Raw genomic sequence first — 18,188 nt, 5'->3', positions numbered from 1 at the left:
CAATTTTTCACACAAAACTCAAACTCATGAAAACGTCACTCTTTGCCCTTGCCCTGCTGCTGAGCAGCACCTGTTTCACGACGGCGCAGGATTTCTACCTGCCCTCATCTTCAAAATCCAAAAAGGCCGTAGCGGCCCTGCACCAGGCGGCAGAACTTTACGGGAATGTCCACTTCGCGCAGGGCAATGAAAAAACCGCCGAGGCTCTGGCCGAAGACCCGAATTTGTTTATGGCGCATGTGAATGCCGTACAGTTTGCTTCCAAGGCCAACAAACCTGCGATAATCGAAAAAGCGTTGGCCGTCGATGCCAGTAACTTCAACGAAGCCGAGAAAATCATGCGGGGCCTGATGGAAAAATGGGCGCAAGATCTCGACTACCTACCCACCGAAGAAATGAAAGCACTGGTGGCAGCCTATCCCAAAACACCACAAGCTACGGAATGGGCTTCTTTACACGCCTTTTTTACGGCAAAGGATGTAGAAGCGGGCCTGGCATATTCCCAGAAGCTAGCTAAAATGAGTCCGAAGTACGGGCCCAACTACAACACGATGGGCTACATGTACCTAAAAAAAGGAGAAATGGACAAAGCCAAAGCAGCACTCGAAAAGTACATCGCCTCGGCCCCAAAGGAACCCAATGCCTACGACAGCATGGGCGAGTACTACATGAACACCAAGGACTACACCAAAGCGGCGGAGTACTACGATAAAGCGGCAAAACTAGGCCTTGCCGACGCCAAAGAGCGGGCCGACAAGGCGCGCGAAATGATAAAGCAGGAATAATTCAAAGACTCTGATCCTCATACAATTAGTTAGGTCTGTGTTACAGAAAGGCGTTTTCTGCTGGGAAGCGGCTTTCCATTTTTTTCTTTTCCTCACTTTCAAAACCCAATAATTCAATGAAAATCAAACAATTTACTTCCATTCTGGCCGCATTTACTGCCCTAGTTCTATTTGTTGCGGGCTGCAACACGACCGCAAACGAGTCTGCCACGAAAACCACCGACGTTTCGGAGATGACAGCCGAGCAAAAGCAGACCATCGAAAAGGAAATCTCGGCCCTCACGACAGCATTCTTTCAAGATGTCGAAAAACTGGACATCGAGGCATGCATGGCTTACTTTGAAGACACGCCCGAGTTTCTGGCGGTTAATCCGGATGGCACTCCCGGCGACTACACCTCACTCAAAAAGCTGAACGCGGATGCTTTCGACCAGTTTGCTACGATGGCTGTGACCCCTAAAAAGGAAGTCATCAGAATCCTGTCAGACACTCAGGTACTCTACACCGTCTTCACTACGATGAATTTTACGCTCAAAACTGGTGAGAAAATGAAACTCGATGAGGCTGGAACCATGCTCTTTACCAAAATCGACGGCGCGTGGAAAGCTACCTTTTACCATGAGTCGGGATCAGCACCCGTAGTGGTAGAGTAGCGGATAATAACCATGGGGTCTGTGTCGTATGAACGCCCCCTTACAAACCTTCTCTTCTTTTCCTCACTTTCAAAACCGAATAATCCAATGAAAATCAGACCATAGTTTTCCAATCCACCCATCTACGTTGCTGCGAGTAGTCTGCGTACACAGCCGGGCAAGGTACGCTCTGTCCCTACTGTGCCCTATACCAAAAACGCAACGGACAATAGGATATCTCTGCATTCGGGTAACATATAACGATGATGGACCATTGCCCTGAAAAACGCCGCAGGTGCCTCCAACGAAAACTTTGCCCTTTCAATTTTTTCACTTTAAACAACCAATCAAAACCAATTGTGTGTATGAAAAACCACTACACTCCACAAAACCCCACACACCTAGGCTTGGCTTGGCCGCTTAGAAAGCTGTTACTGGTCTTCCTGCTGCTGGGCTGCACCTGCGCCCTCCACGCCCAAACCACCACCTGGACGGGTGCGACCAACATCGACTGGGATACGCCCACCAACTGGTCTACCAATGCAGTGCCCACCGTCAACGACAATGTCGAAGTCCCCTCGGCACCAGCCAACCAGCCCACTCTCAACACAGCAGCCTCCGTAAAGGGATTGCGCGTACAATCGGGAGCTACGCTTATCCTTTCGGCGACGGGTAATCTGATGCTGCCTGACGCGGGCATGTCCAACGATGGTACCCTTACTAATAATGGAACGATAACCATATCCACTACCAGTCAGGATGGTGTGTATAACACCGGTTTGTTTCAAAATAAGCCTACCGGGACACTGAGGATAAACAAGCCTTGGGGGAACGGCATTTGGAATCTAAACAGCAGCAGTACAGTGATCAATGAGGGAAAGATTTTTATTGGTGATACGGACAATACCGGAGTCAGCGGAATTCTGAACTATGGTACTTTTACCAACAAGGCCACGGGTGAAATTCATATCGACCGCAGCCGGTCGAATGCCATCGCCAACACGAGTAGCTTTACCAATTCGGGTACCATCACGATTGGGGCCCTGGTACCCCCTGGTGGCAACGCCATCGAGAACCTGGCTGATGTCGCCACCTTCACCAATGAAGCCTGCGCCCTGATTCGAGCCTTTTCCAATGTCCTGAATACGAAAGGAAGTTTTACGAATAATGGATATATATCCGTCAATTCAGTAAAGGTCCCGAGCGTTCCTGACGTGCTTGTCAATTCGCCCGCGGGCGTGGCGGGCTCCTACACTTTTTCACAAGCCAATTTTGGAGCGAATGTGAATTCCGTCAATTTAACAGCGAATGGAGTTTTTGTAGATGATGCCACTGTACCCAATCCGACTCAGGGATGTAGCCCCCCGGTGAATGCTGCCCAGTTATCGGGTAAAATTGCCCTGATCGACCGGGGAGTGTGCAATTTTAGCCAGAAAGTCTACTACGCCCAACAGGCGGGGGCCATCGGTGTGATTATGTTCAACAATGTAGCCGGTGGAGAATCCATGTTGGTCACGATGGCGCCCGGAGCCTTTGCCGACCAGATCACGATACCGACGGTCATGCTTACCTATGAAGCTGGACAAAGCATACGTGCGGCACTTGCTGGCGGACCGGTCAATATAAGCATTATCCAAGTTAGTCTTCCATCGCCCCCCATTACCAATCAGGGTGTCATCAGCTTTAGCTACCCCCTCGGCATCCCAATTCCTAATGTGACCAATAACGACATCATTGCCCGATCCGGTGCCAGCTGTGGAAACACCCTTTCGCCGGCCTTGCAGTTGGGAGGTTCCGTCAGCCTCACGGTAGGAACCACCTGGTATAAAGACGAGGCACTTACGATGCCCGCCGGTACCTACAACCAGCAAACGAACACTTTCACGATCACAAATCTGGCCGCGGGGGTACCTATCCGGTGTACTTTTCTGTGGCTGACAACGACAACGCCTGCACGCGCACCGTTTCCATCCCCGTGACGGTACGTCCGGCCATCAACCTGACCACCAGCGGCAACACCTCGGTCACTTACGGCTACGGCAGCAGCTGCACCACCCTAACGGCCAACGCCTCGGGCGGCACGGGTACCCTCAGCCTGTCGTGGAGCACAGGAGCCACGAGCGGCAGCATCCAGGTCTGCCCCACCCAAACGACCACCTATACCGTCACGGCCACCGACGTGGTCAATTGCTCGGTCACCAAGCAAATTACTGTAACATTCAACGACGTGCGCTGCGGCTACGGCGGAGTGAAGGTATGCCTGGGCGGTCGCGAGCAGTGCATCGCCCAGTACCTGGTACCCACCTACCTGCGCTTAGGCGCCACGCTCGGCGGCTGCAATGCCAATGTACCCGCCCGTCTGAGTTATGAACTGGCGCAGGAGGTACCCTTCGGCCTCTCCCTCAAAGCCTACCCCAACCCCGTACACGATGCCGTGACAGTCGAGGTGCTTTCCCCTTCGGCGGGACCAGGTACCTTCCAGATACTTGACCTATCGGGGCGGGTGCGGCAGTCGCGGAAAGAGAATCTGATCGAGGGGTTGAACGAGGCGGAGTTCCGGCTGGGTAGTTTGCCGACGGGGATTTATCTGATAAAGGTAATAGACGCGCTTAATCAGCAGGGCGTGGTACGGGTGAGCAAGGAGTAAATTTTCATCAGCCGGACGGGATATCCGTCCGGCTTTTTATCATACATACAACTAACCACTCTCAAATCATGAGGACTACTACCAGCAATAAATCTCGTACAACCACTCGGTGCCGGGCTATCCGGTTATTGTAATACCGTTTGTATCCTGCTGGGGGCTCCCCCCCATTTAGGGACAGAATTCTGTTGAAGTACTCAATGTTTCCGCCGAACTCATGGGCGAACTGTAGAAGCTGGCACTTCGCCGGGAAACAAAAACGGCCCAAATGCGGGCCGATTTGTCTTATACCGCCGCGAAATAGTGGCTTTGCTTTGACAACTTTCAAATGAAGCAGCAATCATTTCATAGACTCTGATCATCCTACGATCAGATTAGGTTTGTGTTACAGAAAGGCGTTTTCTGCTGATGAAGCGACTTTCCATTTTCTTCTTTAAATTTGCACGCACTTATCTATGACCCTCGGACTGTGCCACTTCAACCCATTCTTGCCAAATCCCGCATTGAATCCATCGACGTGCTTCGAGGCCTTGTCATGGTTATCATGGCCCTGGACCACACGCGTGATTTCTTCCATTCCACCGCCTGGACCGAGGACCCACTCAACCTCGCTACTACCACGCCCATCTTGTTTGTAACTCGATGGATTACCAATTTCTGTGCGCCTGTTTTCGTGTTTCTGGCCGGTACGTCCATCTATTTGCAGAGTTTGCGAAAGACCAAACAGGAATTAAGCAGTTTCCTGATTAAGCGGGGGTTGTGGCTGATTTTTGCTGAATTAGTTATTGTCAATTTGGGCATGACGTTTAATCCGCTCTACACGATTCAGATTTTACAGGTAATTTGGGTAATCGGTATCAGCATGGTAATTCTGGGGTTGCTGATTCACCTGCCGTTCCGACTGATACTAATCTTGGGACTCGTGATTGTGCTGGGCCATAACCTGCTGGATGTGGTGGAAGCTGCACCGGGTTTCAAGCCGTCCCTCTGGTGGGATTTGCTGCATCGGCGGGGCATCTATCCCTATGCAAATGGGCATTTTCTTTTCGTCCTTTATCCAATCCTGCCCTGGCTGGGACTGATGCTGCTAGGCTATTGCACTGGCACGTTCTTCGCCCCGACAGTTTCGCCCGCCACACGAAAAACTGCGCTATTGCTGACCGGATTTGGCCTGCTGGTGTTTTTCATAGTCCTGCGGTTCAGCAATCTGTACGGTAATCCGACTCCCTGGAGCGAGCAAAAAAGTGGCTTGCTGACGGTATTTTCGTTTATCGATGTCAATAAATACCCGCCTTCGCTGCTGTATATGTGCATTACCATTGGCCCAGCGTTGCTGTTTCTGGTAGCGATCGAATCAGTAAAAAACCGCCTGACCAATTTCCTGCGGACATTTGGTCGAACGGCGTTTTTCTACTACATCGTCCATTGGTACGTGCTTCATTCGCTTTGTCTGCTGATGTTTCTCTCGCGGGGGCATCTGCTGTCTGATGGCGTAAACATTGCCACCAAAACCCAGACCATCCTTTTGTTTGTAGTGCCTGGCGAAGGAGTTGGCCTGCCTGTCGTTTATGTAATATGGGCGGGGACAGTCTTAGTCCTATATCCGCTTTGCCGCTGGTACGACCGCTACAAAACGAGCCATAAGGAAAAATGGTGGCTGAGTTATTTGTAAAAAGCAGGATGCTTCCCCTAAAAACGCGCTGAATCGACAGTCTACTGTAAGGGTGAGGAAGGAGTAGAATACAAGATATCATTTAAAAAAGGCCGCGTCGTGCGGCCTTTTTTTTGCCTCTTTTTGACTGATTTTATTCAAAATCATATCCCCAAAGCGAAATGCAACAACAAACCACGTCCCTGCAACAATGCACCACGCCTTTGATAGAATGAGCCAAGTTCGGTCAAACGCAACCCGCGACCTTTGTATTGTTCGCTGCTGGTCAATACGCGGACATTTTCAAGCACTCATTTTATCATTAACTTCTAAATACTACGACCATGAAAACGCTCAAAACTTCCGCCCTCGCCCTGATGCTCTCCCTCGTTGCCGCCAACGCTCTATTTGCTCAGAAAAAAAACTCCCCCGCCCAGCTTGCTTCTCAGCAGGTAGTGGTTATGGCTGAGAATGCTTCTACCCATCAAACTCTGACAAACGCCTATCCCGAAGGCCGAACTTTCGACATCGCGATGTACAAAATCAAAGATTCAGTGAAAATGCGCCTGCTGATCGAAAAGGACAAAGACCAGAAATTGTCCATTGTACTTTTTGATAAAGATGGCGGTGTACTTCACTCTGAGACAATCTATAAAGGCACTGAGAAGTACGGCCGCAGCTTCGATTTTTCAAAAATGAAAGATGGACAATACACCATTGAAGTAAAAAACGGCAAGGAAGTGGTCGGAAAAACGATCAGCCTGTCGACCGACGAGGTCATTCAGCAGCCTGACCGGATACTCGTAGCAACCAATTAGCCATCCTTATAGCCATCTATTAGCCATGAACGTATCGGACGGTGGGGTAAGTACTTACCCCACCGTCTGGTTTTTTATGGGTCCGAATTCATATATCAAGTACTGTTGGATATATGTCAATAGCCGACGACTAGGTACCCTTTAAATTAATGCAGCGTATGTCAATAAAGTACCCTCATAAATGTATGATCCGCCCTCAATAACGCGCTAGCTTGTGGGTGTATACCTGATCCGCGCCACCGATGCGCTGAACCATCAGGCTTCCGTACGGGTGAGTAAGCAGTAAAAGAGACTTAACGCTCTACTTCTAAAAAATCCACCAACCAAGTATCAAAGGCTGGTGGAGTTTCTAGAATACAATATTATCAATGAGCCGCACTCCGCCCAGGTGCGCGGCCATACACAGGGCGGTTTGGCCGACAGGCTGTACCTCCTCGACGGGTTGCAGGGTACCCGCATCGGCTACCTCAAAGTACTCCAGCAGAAAATCGGGGTACCGCATGAATTGTGTCCGGACGTGCTGCTTTGCCTCTTCCACCGAATAGCCCGCCGCCAGCATCTTTTGGGCTTCTCCGAGGGTTTTGTAGATTAGGGGAGCCATCACCCGGTGTTCGAGGCTGAGGCGGCGGTTGCGGGACGAGAGCGCCAGCCCGTCGACTTCCCGCACCGTGGGGCAGGGCACAATCTCGATAGGAAACGCCAGATCCTCTACCAATCGCCGCACCACCGCTACCTGCTGCAGATCCTTTTGCCCAAAGTAGGCCCGGTCGGGCTGCACCATGTTGAACAGCCGCGCCACCACGATCCCCACCCCATTGAAATGTCCCGGCCGGAAAGCACCTTCCATCACGTGTTCGAGGCTGCCGAAATCCAGTTTTAAAACGGGAGGTACCCGGTACATGTCCTCGGTCGAGGGCGCAAACACTAGCTGGCAGCCTGCCGATTCCAGCAGGGCGCAGTCCTCATCCAGGGTACGGGGGTACCTGGACAGATCGTCGGGATTATTGAATTGCAGGGGATTGACAAAAATGCTGGCCACGGCGATAGTGTTTTCCTCCACTGCTCTTTCGACCAATTTCAAATGCCCTTCGTGCAACGCTCCCATAGTAGGCACCAGGCCCAGCGTAGTATCAATTTTTTGGATTTTTCTTAGGTGGGTTCGAAGCGCCCCGGGGTCACTTAAAAGAATCATGTGGTGGTGGAGGGGTTAGGAAAGTACGGTTGCTGACCCGAATTCATCCTACAAAACCGGTCCTCGACAAATTTCGGTCTGAGGCCAAAACCATAGGCATGGAAAGAGCCAAGCTGCCCGCAATATTACAATTACTTGGAAATAATTATTGAAATTCGGCTTTTTTTTGTATAATTTTGCAAATCTTTTTTTCACAAACGTCAAGTACCTGTATGGACAAACTACGAATTTTGTATGTATCCAGTGAAATCAACCCTTTTCTTCAAACCACCGATGTAGCCGCTTATGTAAGGCAACTTCCCCAGGCCATGCAGGAGCGCGGCGCCGAAATTCGCATCCTGGTTCCCCGGTTTGGCCTCATCAATGAGCGCAAAAACCGTCTCCACGAAGTAGTCCGTCTCTCGGGCATCAACATTACCGTCGGCGAAGAGGAAAAGCCCCTCGTGATCAAGGTCGCTTCCATTCCCAACGCCAAGCTGCAGGTTTATTTCATCGATAACGAAGACTATTTTCACCGTAAGTCCGTTTTCTTTGACAAGAAAAATAACTTTTACGACGACAACGACGAGCGCGCTATCTTCTTCTGTAAGGGGGTACTCGAAACCGTTAAGAAGCTGGGCTGGGCGCCCGATATCGTGCATTGCAACGACTGGATGACCGCCCTGATTCCGATGTACCTGAAGACCACGTACCGGAACGATCCCATGTTTAAGGACACAAAAAGCGTTTTTACTGTGTATAATAACGCTTTCAGTTATAAATTTGACGCCGATCTGCTGGAAAAGGCGAAGGCCATGGACGTGAGCGATGAAGCCCTGGCCCATCTGCGTTCCGCCGATTTTGAAGGGTTTATCAAGCTTGGATGCGCGTACGCTGACGCCGTCGTAAAAGTAGACGAAGATTACAGCGAAGAATTAAATCAATTATTGAATGAATCACCCAAGCGTGTCGACCTCGTCGAAGAAGACGACAACCTTTCAGAAGCGTATTACAACCTGTATAACGGGTTGGTTGGTTAGAAATAGAGCAATCGGGGTGGTCGTTCTGACCACCCTGCTATTTAGCTGCGATCCCCCCGGCAACATTGGCGTCACGCCGCTTACTCCCGTAGAAACCCTTTTTACTGACACCCTTACCGTCCGAACCTCCACCGTACTGGCCGACTCGGTCCGTACCAGCAATCCCGATATATTTCTGGCGGGTCGCTACGTGGACCCGCTCTTTGGTACTATCACGGCATCCAGCTTCATCCGCATGTCGCTGGGTTTTCAGCTTGATCTGGGCACGACGGCTGTGTATGACTCCCTGGTGCTGTACACGCCTTACAACTATACCTATGGTGATACCCTGCCCGAGCAAACCCTATCGGTTCACCGCATAAGGGAGGTGATCGATCCTCTTAAGAACTACTACAACAACAGTACCCTCACGTACGACCAAACGCCCCTAGCTGCTAAAACCTTCCAGGCCCGACCGCAGGCCGATGGTACCCTGCGTTTTAAATTACCCGACGATTTGGGTAAAGAGCTGTTTGCCCTATCGGGCCAAACCGCCGGACAAACCAACGCCGAGTTCTCCAAAGTATTGGGCGGACTGGCCTTGATTCCTGGTGCCAAAAATACCGCTGTACTGGGTTTTCCCGGTATAGTAGGTACCAATAGCCCGCTTAGTCTTCGGTTATGGTACCATACCACTACCGATACGATCTCCACCAGCTTTCCGCTCAATGCCGTGGTGGCGCTACAATCCGGAGCTACTATCCGGGCGGGCTTCAACCGCGTCACGGCGGATCGAAGTGGTACCCCATTGGCTGCCCTGAAGCCCCTGCAACCCGTACCGGCCAGCAGTACCGGTGAGCGTACCTACGTGCAGGATGCCCTGGGTATTCGTACCAAGATCGAAATTCCCTACCTCAAGGCATTGGCCAAAAACGGCCCGATTGGCATCAACCGGGCAGAACTCAGCGTCAAACCCGACCTCACGGCCGTGCAGCCGGGTCTGACTCCTCCTTCCTACCTGGTGCTGCTGGAAACGAACTCGACCAATCAAGTCCAATACAAGGCTAACGGCTTTGCGAGCGTTGCACTCAATGATAGCACGTCCAGAGGCTCCGATCCTCCTTCGGTTCTATTGGATTCACGCTATAAAAACTACACGTGGAATCTGGCCACGCACCTGAACGCAATACTGGCTGGCAGTAAGACGAACGAAGGCTTTCTGGTGACGCCTGTCTATATCCAAACCCTGGCACAGAGGGGTACCTTATACGACTCCCAATTCAATAACCGCGTGAGCCGCCTGGTACTGAGTGGAAAACCCGAGGATATCAAGCTGATTGTCTTCTATACCCAGGCGAAGGAATAAAAGAGGGGCAAAGTACCTAAGTGCAAAAGTACAGGAGTACCTTGTTTTAGAAGCGTTTTCGCACTGCCTTGGGTACTTCTGAACTAAGGTACTCTCGTACTTAAATACTATTATTCACTCATTCAAAATTAACTGACTATGTGTGGAATTGTAGCGTATGTAGGACATAGAGAGGCATGCCCTCTGATCATCAAGGGCCTGAAGCGGCTGGAGTACCGGGGATACGATAGCTCGGGGGTCGCTTTGCTGAACGGCAGCGGTCTGGTGATACATAAGAAAAAAGGTAAAGTGTCGGATCTGGAAACAGAATTGTCCGCCAAAGACACCCACGCTACCACGGGTATGGGCCACACCCGCTGGGCAACCCACGGCGAACCCAACGACACTAACGCTCACCCGCACTACTCCAACGACCGCAAGCTGGCGATCATCCACAACGGAATCATCGAAAACTACGCCACGCTGAAGCAGAAGCTTCAGCAGAAAGGTCACGTTTTCATCAGCGATACCGATTCCGAGGTACTTATTCATTTCATTGAGGATGTACGGCAAGAAACCGGAAATTCACTGGAAGAAGCTGTTCGCCTGGCTTTGCAGGAGGTCGTGGGTGCCTACGCCATTGTTGTTATGTCCGACGAGCATCCCCGGCAGTTGATCGCCGCCCGCAAGGGCAGCCCGCTGGTGATTGGGATCGGGGAAGACGAATTTTTCTTTGCTTCCGATGCTACCCCGATTATCGAATATACTAAAGATGTGGTGTACCTCGACGACTACGCCATTGCGGTGGTGAAGGATAACGAGCTCAATATCCTGAATCTCGATAACGTACCGCAGGCACCCTATATTCAAAAACTGGAACTGGAACTCGACGCTATCGAAAAGGGTGGTTATGAGCATTTCATGTTGAAAGAGATTTTTGAACAGCCCCGTTCCATCGCTGACAGCATGCGTGGCCGCGTGCGGGCCGACGAAGCCCACCTACAGCTGGGTGGCTTGCGCAACTACCTCGACAAACTGGCTGACTCCAAGCGGATTGTGATTATCGGCTGTGGTACCTCCTGGCATGCCGGACTGGTGGCCGAGTACCTCTTTGAGGAATTGGCCCGCATCAATGTGGAGGTAGAATACGCTTCGGAGTTCCGGTATCGTAATCCCATTATCAAGGAAAATGACATTGTCATCGCTATTTCGCAATCGGGCGAAACGGCTGATACGCTAGCGGCCATCGAGCTGGCCAAGTCCAAGGGAGCGATTATTTTTGGTGTGTGCAACGTAGTGGGTTCGTCCATCGCCCGCGCCACGCATGCGGGCGCCTATACGCACGCTGGACCCGAAATCGGGGTGGCTAGTACCAAGGCCTTCACCGCGCAGGTAACGGTGCTGGCCATTATGGCATTGGCCGCGGCTCAGCGCAAAGGTACCATATCAGAAGAACTGTACCGTCAGCTTCTGATCGAGCTGGAAAACATTCCCGACAAAGTAGAGGAAGTGCTGCAAAGTGCCGCCAAGATCAAGGAAATCGCTTTCATTTTCACCTACGCCCGTAATTTCATCTACCTGGGTAGGGGTTTGAACTTCCCGGTGGCGCTGGAAGGTGCCCTGAAACTCAAAGAGATTTCCTACATCCACGCCGAGGGGTACCCCGCCGCCGAAATGAAGCACGGCCCCATCGCCCTTATCGACGAAGATATGCCGGTGGTGTTTCTGGCGACTAAGGATAGCTCCTACGACAAAATCGTATCCAATATTCAGGAAGTCAAAGCCCGCAAAGGTAGGGTGATTGCCATCGTGACCGCAGGTGATACGCTGATCCCGACGATGGTGGATTTTGTGATTGAGATTCCCAAAACGCACGAAATGCTCATGCCACTACTGTCGGTCATTCCGTTGCAGCTCCTCTCTTACTACGTGGCCGTCATGCGCGGGCGCAACGTGGATCAGCCGCGCAATTTGGCAAAGTCAGTGACGGTGGAGTAATGAATTTAGAATTCTTTGTTCCGAGGCTATGATTCATTTGCAATGAAAAGTTACTGTATCCTTTTTCTGATTTTCGCGCTAGTTTCTTGTGATTTCAACCGCATCGACCCCTCTGTCGATACGTTACGTATAGAGCCCTTGTTTTCTATTGACGAACGGGAAGTGGATATGGCAGTACAGTTGTATCACCATTACACACAAAGTGATAAATCGAAAGAGTTCTATGAGGTAATTGTTGAAAGGACTGGAGCGATTCTAAATTATTGGCCTGAAAAGCAACTGTTGACGGTATGTGCTAATCCAGGCAGTAACTGGCTTGGCCAATACAAAGAGATCGACACAACTAAGTTGAAATGGATTGGGGACAATAAGATTAATTTCAGTCAATACAGAGATTCCCTAATGATCAATCGTCCTACTGATACCAGATTTGTTAAAACCAATGGAAATCCTTAGGGGCCAATAGATATGGTAAAGTCGATAAAAGTTAATCTTTTGTTTCTGATTGGTTTGTTGTTGACGGCCTGTGGTTCGGGTGATGAGCAGGATGGCTACGTACCCAAACCCAAGGGTTACAACCGCATCGCACTGCCGTCGCACCAGTACCAGCCGCTGGAGGGTACCTACCCCTATGCCTTCGAGTATTCCAGGTCGGCGGTTATCCTGCCGGATACCTTCGCCGGGGCCGAAAAAAACTGGATTTTCATCTACTATCCCCGCTTCAACGCCAACATTCAACTTACCTACAAAGAAGTACGCAACAGCCCCGCCCGCCTGAAAGACTTCATCGACGATGCCTACAAACTGGCCAGCAAGCACCAAATCCGGGCTTCGGCTTTACAAGAGCAAACCATCCAAACCGAAACAGGCCGCACGGCCACACTCTTCCGCCTGGAAGGCGACGTACCTACCCCCTTTCAGTTCTACACCACCGACAGCACCACGCACTACCTGCGCGGGGCGATCTACTTCCCCACCGCTACCAAAAACGATTCATTAGCTCCCGTAATCGATTTTATTCAAAAGGACGCATTGCGCCTGCTGAATACATTGCGGTGGAAGTGAACTGATACAGTCAGACGGATTTGTATGATTTATGCAAGCGAAAGCGTATAGTTTTTTCATATTTCTTCCGATGCTTAACAATAGCATGGATTCGGTGAATAATCTTGTTTCGAATGGCGTCTAAAATCAACATTTTATTTTTGCCTCCGCCGGGCGCCCGGCTCTGTTACCTTTCGCTGATAGTATTTTTGCAGCTACCTTTAACTCGAATGGCCGACATAGCCGCTAAATAAACAGAAACTTAACGGGGCCGCCCAGCGGGCGTTTGCGAGCATATTGACTAACATGACTTCGCCCATGAACACTAGTACCAGAACTATGTTCGAAAGGAACCGTGAGCTGGTCCTAAAAATCCGGACACGGAACTTTTTAACTTCGTGTCAAATGGCTAAACATTCAACCCCCAAACGAAAGTACACCGCCGAGTTTAACGGGGCAGCCCGCGCTGACCGATGTGCTGCGCCTAGTTGCTAACGGCGAACCCATTCTCGCAGTAGCCCGCAAAATGGGCATCAGCGACAGCATCATCCATGCTTGGCGTTCGGCTGAAAAAAAGAAGAAAGGAGATGTGAGTTCCACTCTGGAAGAGGAAACGGTCCGCCGTGGCGGTTGAATCGCTCAAAAGGCAACTTCGCCAGACTGAAATGGATCGGACGACCGAAGCCGCGAGAGATTTTAAAAAAAGCTGTCGCCATTTTCAGCCGACAGACCTGAGACTAATCTATCGATTCATTGAGCAGGAAGAGGGCAATTTTCCGGTAAGGCTCCTATGCAACACGCTGGAAGTCAGCAGGAGCAGCTACTATGCATACCGGGCGGACAAAACATATCAACCCTCAGAAGCAGACCGGCAAATGACAGCTCATATTCAAGAAATCTTCTGGGAGAATCGTCGGCGCTACGGTAGTAGACGCGTACAAAAAGCACTTCTTGAAGAAGGGGTTGAGGCAGGCCGCCACCGAGTCAGACGGCTTATGGAGGAGCAAAACTGGCGGGCGATCCAGCCCCGTAGCTTTGTACCCCGTACTACCGATTCGAGTCACGGCTTACGGGCATGCCCCAACTTACTGGTCGCCTTGGGACTGCCTGACCGGCCCAACCAAGCCTGGGTGGGTGAGATCACTTACCTGCCGCTTGCAAGTGGCGACTGGGCGTATTTAGCCAACTGGCTGGAGTGGTCCGCCACCGCGGCTGTTCTCCCGTCGGATTGTAGGCTGGTGTGTGGACGCAACAATGCAGGAAAGCCTTATTATCAGAGCTTTCGATCAGGCAACGGCCTTGCGGAGACCTGAGCCAGGCTTGATTGTCCATTCGGACCGGGGCGGTCAGTATTTTGGCCAACAATTCCGGAAGCGGCTTGCCAAGTGGAAGTGCAGTCAAAGTATGGCCGAGAGAGACAACCCTTACCAGAACGCCCATGCAGAGTCACTATGGAGTCGATTGAAAGCCGAATTACTGGAGGATGGATGTTTTGAAAGCTTGCGGGACGTACATGACGAGTTATTTGATTACATCGAAGGATACTACAACATTCGGAGATTGCATTCGGCGTTAGGCTACCAATCACCAATTAATTTTGAAATGCAGTATTACCAAGCTAATTTTAATAAAACTCTAAATCAAAAAGTGTCCGGCTAGACCGGCCCACCTCACCGCACCTGCAAGACAAGCCAATTTCTTAGGAGCAGTGAATTTTTTAAATTTATCAGTTGCTAAAATTATCGCGGTTGCCACAGCTGGCCCTATACAATGCTCCCCAAAAACTGGCTATTACGCACTTTGTGTGATTCAGCATCGGTAGATCAGCCGTTGTCGCGATAAGTCCAACTTTGCCCGTCCATACATCTGCTGCTTGATGAACTTAAGTCTAGTCACCTGTCCCGCGCGGCGTCCGTCTTAGTTTGGTCGTTAATCCATTCAGTACCCAAGGCCGCTCGTACAGCTGCATATTCTTGTTGAAGGCGCGAACTCCAAACTGATGTAGCAATATGGCTGAGCAAATTTGACAACGAGCCAACCAGCTATCAAGTGACTCCGCCTTCACGTGCACCCGAGCCTACTCGCCCGAATGATCCCTGGTAATCACTTCTACGCCTGGATGGGCCTTGAGCAAATTGCATAAGCCCTCCGCCGTGCGACCCTGCAATAAATCGATGGGCTGATGCTTATTGAGATCAATCGTAACGGCGAACCGTCAGAATTGTACCGTATGTCTTAGCTTTTCGTATTGCCCAGTCATCAACACTCAATGCATGAGGTGTTTGTAGGTCGACCGGTTGCCATTTTCGGATAATCCTCACCAACGTGTCATGACTAGTGAGCATATGTAAATGGATTAGCAAGCGAGCACTAGTTTTTCCACCCAGCACCATGGCCACATTGCGTTGGGCATGAACCAACAGGCTAGTTCGATGAAAAAAAGTAAACAACCAATCTGGACAAGGCTGCCCAAATGTTCGTTTTGGGCGAACTGAGTTCAGGCATCGAAATCGTCTCAACCTTACTCTTAACTGGACTTGTTTATCGCCAATAAATAAATCCGTTGGTTTACGATAATAAAATCCGTGTAATCGGCTTGATACTTGCTGACAGAGTGGACAACAGACCTGCTGATCAGTTGTATGGGTTATTAGCATGTAGCCTCCCTTATTGGACTGGCAGTCTTTAACTTGGCAATTGGGGAGATAAATGGGAAATGGGTGCTCATTGAGGCAGAACAACAAAAGCTAAAAATCAGATCAACTACAATTAGTCAGCCACACAAAGTGCGTAAGAGCCAACTTCTGGGGAGTACCATAGGCATGAAGGAGAAAAGAGAGGGTAAGGAAAAGTACAATTTGATCCTTTTTGGATCAAGCTTAAATCGACCGAAAAACCTTTCCAAGATTTGGAGATCACCATAATCCGAAGTAACTTTACAAAAAAATGTAACCCCAGATTTTGCGATCGCAGGGTGAGATAAGAACAGTTAAAACTATTTTCACAATTCAAACCATTACAAAATCATGAAGAAATTATTTCTTTTCATCACTTGTGTCTTTCTAATTGCTTCTTGTAAAGAAAAAGATTTAATGAATCCACAAACTTTAGAAATCAAAACCATCAAAGATGTTAAGCTAGTGGATGGAGTTCTGAGTTTCTCTTCGAGGCAGCATTTGAAAGATGTGATTCAGGAAATTTCCGCTAGCAAGGAAATGGAGAATTGGTATTCGAATCCTGAATTTACTTCGCTTCTCAAAAGGCAGAGGTCTATTACCCAGTCCGAGTATGATAAGATAGGAAAGACGGGAGAATTGGGGGAGTTAGGTGATGTATTGACCTTTAAAGGAGAAGGCGATAATAAAATTCTAGGAAAAATTATAAAAATACCTGAGCTTTCGGCCGTTTTGAATTCTAAAAGTTATGTGATTGTATCAGATTCTGCATATCATATAGGTACCAATGAGGTTACTTCTATCCATATTGGAGAGGATCTTGACAAGTTGTCAAGCTTTCTCAAGGATCCATATATACAAGGTGCTCACAGAGTTGAGATAGGAAGAATAACATTAAAAAACGCTAGAATTCAAAGTGATTTTCGACAAACTAGAGGTGACCGTCGGATTTATGGCTCAAATGAAATTATAAGCTTTGGCGGGGTGGGATCATACAGACAGCTTTATGTAGAATATTTAAAGAAAAATTGGATTGGATGGTCGCCAACTGAAGCTCCTCGTCTTAGTTTTACGATTACTGCGACGACACAGCCATATGGAGGGCAGTACCTTTATCACAAAGTTGAAGCCTGGAATGTGGAAGGCATTGGGTTTACACTCCAAGAATCAACTTGGGGTACTTTGATATACTATAATTTTAATGCAAACATGGATTGTGATGTATTCGGTGAGTACAATTTTACAGCGAATTTTTGAAAAGTTAGGGTAACATTTGTTGTCAGGAGCGTTTGTATAATTAGTTATACAAACGCTCCTGATTATTTTTAAACCAAATGCATTTCCAAATGCTATGCTATACTTGTCTCCAACGAGATCAAGAACAATTTTTATTTCAGAGCATGAAGTTTATATGTTTTCTTTTATTATTACTTACGACTGGTTGTGAAGAGACTGATCTCAATCTTGATGTACCATATGCAGGTGATAAGCTTGTATTATGGGGAAAACTCAAGGCAGGGTCTCCCATTAGAATTCAAGTAACCAGAACCTTCAATCCAGTTGGCTCTATTCCAAATGACGTCTCCGTTTCGGATGCAAAAGTGGAATTATTAGTGGATGGTAAAGAATCTATTGAATTGTCATCATTGGCTAGCGAAAGAGGCGTCTATGTATCTGATCGTATTGTACAGGCAGGAGCAACCTATATTGTAAAAGCCTCGACTCCATTACTATCAGCTGCCGAATCAGCACCTGTACTAGTTCCATCGGATGTACCGGATATTGAAGTAGTACGAATCCGCAATGTACCTGGTGAAATCAACCACCAGACGCGCCAGGATTTAGTAAGTCTATATTTTACAGGGCAGCAGCCTAAGTTAGAAAGCTATTACACACTCACAATTTTATCTTACTATGAGCAAGATACGATATCTGCTGGTCCGTATGGTGCCGCGGACAATATACCTGCCAAGGAAGAGGATTGTCATACCTGGGCAACAGAAAAAATATCTACCTTTTATAATGAAGTTACAGGACGTACGTTTGATCGTTCCGCCTCCGTCTTTTTTGTGAAAAGTAAATGCTTACCGGACTCTAAGACCCCTATAAAATTCTATATTGAGACAGGTAAGGGAAATTTTGATAAGCCAAAGTGGGCTTCCAAGGTTACAATGAGAATTGGAGTCGTGACCAAAAATGCTTTTGATTATGCCAAAATAGAGTACGACCAGCCTGAGGGCATCGATCTTCTCGTGCTTCCCCCCCAAAGAGCGTTGACCAATATCAAAAACGGCTACGGGCTCATTTTTGCTTCCAACGAAAAGGTGATAGAAATAAAATGACAAGGTATTTAATAATTGCCTTTTTCTTAGTAAACAGCGTACATATAGTTTTTTCTCAAAAATT

18 protein-coding genes are annotated in these 18,188 nt (G+C 49.0%); 16 read left to right on the top strand and 2 right to left on the bottom strand.

What is annotated here, in order from left to right:
* The first annotated feature begins 26 nt into the window (after positions 1-26).
* From GBK04_RS18840 to GBK04_RS18815, 6 genes are all read left to right on the top strand, one after another.
* The gene (locus GBK04_RS18840; RefSeq protein WP_152762323.1) at positions 27-785 is read left to right on the top strand and encodes a tetratricopeptide repeat protein; all 759 of its coding nucleotides are present in this window, start codon (positions 27-29) and stop codon (positions 783-785) included.
* A 116-nt stretch (positions 786-901) separates the two neighbouring features.
* On the top strand, positions 902-1,438 hold the full coding sequence (locus GBK04_RS18835; RefSeq protein WP_152762321.1) for a YybH family protein: 537 nt from the start codon (positions 902-904) through the stop codon (positions 1,436-1,438).
* A gap of 344 nt (positions 1,439-1,782) precedes the next feature.
* Positions 1,783-3,396, top strand: a complete 1,614-nt coding sequence (locus GBK04_RS18830; protein ID WP_373331124.1) for a PA domain-containing protein — start codon at positions 1,783-1,785, stop codon at positions 3,394-3,396.
* Complete coding sequence (locus tag GBK04_RS18825) at positions 3,348-4,064, top strand: T9SS type A sorting domain-containing protein (protein ID WP_152762317.1); 717 nt, start codon at positions 3,348-3,350, stop codon at positions 4,062-4,064. The genes GBK04_RS18830 and GBK04_RS18825 overlap by 49 nt, the downstream gene beginning before the upstream one ends.
* Before the next feature lie 466 nt (positions 4,065-4,530).
* Entirely contained in the window at positions 4,531-5,733 is a 1,203-nt protein-coding gene (locus GBK04_RS18820; RefSeq protein ID WP_373331123.1) for an acetyltransferase domain-containing protein, read from the top strand.
* Positions 5,734-6,056: 323 nt separating this feature from the next.
* On the top strand, positions 6,057-6,530 hold the full coding sequence (locus tag GBK04_RS18815) for a T9SS type A sorting domain-containing protein (protein ID WP_152762315.1): 474 nt from the start codon (positions 6,057-6,059) through the stop codon (positions 6,528-6,530).
* 349 nt (positions 6,531-6,879) lie between these two features.
* On the opposite strand, the gene panC is transcribed toward GBK04_RS18815, so the two are convergent.
* The gene (gene panC, locus GBK04_RS18810; protein ID WP_152762313.1) at positions 6,880-7,722 is read right to left on the bottom strand and encodes a pantoate--beta-alanine ligase; all 843 of its coding nucleotides are present in this window, start codon (positions 7,720-7,722) and stop codon (positions 6,880-6,882) included.
* A gap of 212 nt (positions 7,723-7,934) precedes the next feature.
* On the opposite strand from panC, the gene GBK04_RS18805 reads away from it, so the two are divergent.
* From GBK04_RS18805 to GBK04_RS18775, 8 genes are all read left to right on the top strand, one after another.
* A complete protein-coding gene (locus GBK04_RS18805; RefSeq protein WP_152762311.1) occupies positions 7,935-8,741 on the top strand; it encodes a glycogen/starch synthase in 807 nt (268 codons plus the stop codon).
* Positions 8,742-8,757: 16 nt separating this feature from the next.
* Complete coding sequence (locus tag GBK04_RS18800) at positions 8,758-10,086, top strand: DUF4270 family protein (RefSeq protein WP_373331122.1); 1,329 nt, start codon at positions 8,758-8,760, stop codon at positions 10,084-10,086.
* 138 nt (positions 10,087-10,224) lie between these two features.
* Positions 10,225-12,063, top strand: coding sequence for a glutamine--fructose-6-phosphate transaminase (isomerizing) (glmS, locus tag GBK04_RS18795; RefSeq protein WP_152762307.1), 1,839 nt, complete (start codon positions 10,225-10,227; stop codon positions 12,061-12,063).
* A 42-nt stretch (positions 12,064-12,105) separates the two neighbouring features.
* On the top strand, positions 12,106-12,519 hold the full coding sequence (locus GBK04_RS18790; protein WP_373331121.1) for a hypothetical protein: 414 nt from the start codon (positions 12,106-12,108) through the stop codon (positions 12,517-12,519).
* 12 nt (positions 12,520-12,531) lie between these two features.
* Entirely contained in the window at positions 12,532-13,128 is a 597-nt protein-coding gene (gene gldD, locus GBK04_RS18785) for a gliding motility lipoprotein GldD (RefSeq protein WP_152762304.1), read from the top strand.
* A 454-nt stretch (positions 13,129-13,582) separates the two neighbouring features.
* Positions 13,583-13,741: a hypothetical protein gene (locus GBK04_RS30800; RefSeq protein WP_373331120.1), complete on the top strand. Its 159-nt coding sequence runs from the start codon at positions 13,583-13,585 to the stop codon at positions 13,739-13,741.
* A 31-nt stretch (positions 13,742-13,772) separates the two neighbouring features.
* Positions 13,773-14,420, top strand: coding sequence for an IS3 family transposase (locus GBK04_RS18780; RefSeq protein ID WP_152762302.1), 648 nt, complete (start codon positions 13,773-13,775; stop codon positions 14,418-14,420).
* On the top strand, positions 14,320-14,766 hold the full coding sequence (locus GBK04_RS18775) for a DDE-type integrase/transposase/recombinase (RefSeq protein ID WP_373331468.1): 447 nt from the start codon (positions 14,320-14,322) through the stop codon (positions 14,764-14,766). The genes GBK04_RS18780 and GBK04_RS18775 overlap by 101 nt, the downstream gene beginning before the upstream one ends.
* Positions 14,767-15,302: 536 nt before the next feature.
* Here the strand turns inward: GBK04_RS18775 and GBK04_RS18770 are convergent.
* On the bottom strand, positions 15,303-15,764 hold the full coding sequence (locus GBK04_RS18770; protein ID WP_152762298.1) for a transposase family protein: 462 nt from the start codon (positions 15,762-15,764) through the stop codon (positions 15,303-15,305).
* A gap of 369 nt (positions 15,765-16,133) precedes the next feature.
* Between GBK04_RS18770 and GBK04_RS18765 the strand changes: the two genes are divergently transcribed.
* Both GBK04_RS18765 and GBK04_RS18760 read left to right on the top strand, forming a co-directional pair.
* Entirely contained in the window at positions 16,134-17,039 is a 906-nt protein-coding gene (locus GBK04_RS18765) for a hypothetical protein (protein WP_152762296.1), read from the top strand.
* A gap of 143 nt (positions 17,040-17,182) precedes the next feature.
* Complete coding sequence (locus GBK04_RS18760) at positions 17,183-18,124, top strand: DUF4249 domain-containing protein (RefSeq protein WP_373331119.1); 942 nt, start codon at positions 17,183-17,185, stop codon at positions 18,122-18,124.
* Positions 18,125-18,188 lie beyond the last annotated feature (64 nt).

The sequence above is a fragment of the Salmonirosea aquatica genome, assembly GCF_009296315.1.
Taxonomy (GTDB): domain Bacteria; phylum Bacteroidota; class Bacteroidia; order Cytophagales; family Spirosomataceae; genus Salmonirosea; species Salmonirosea aquatica.
This window is presented reverse-complemented; position numbering and strand designations above follow the sequence as displayed.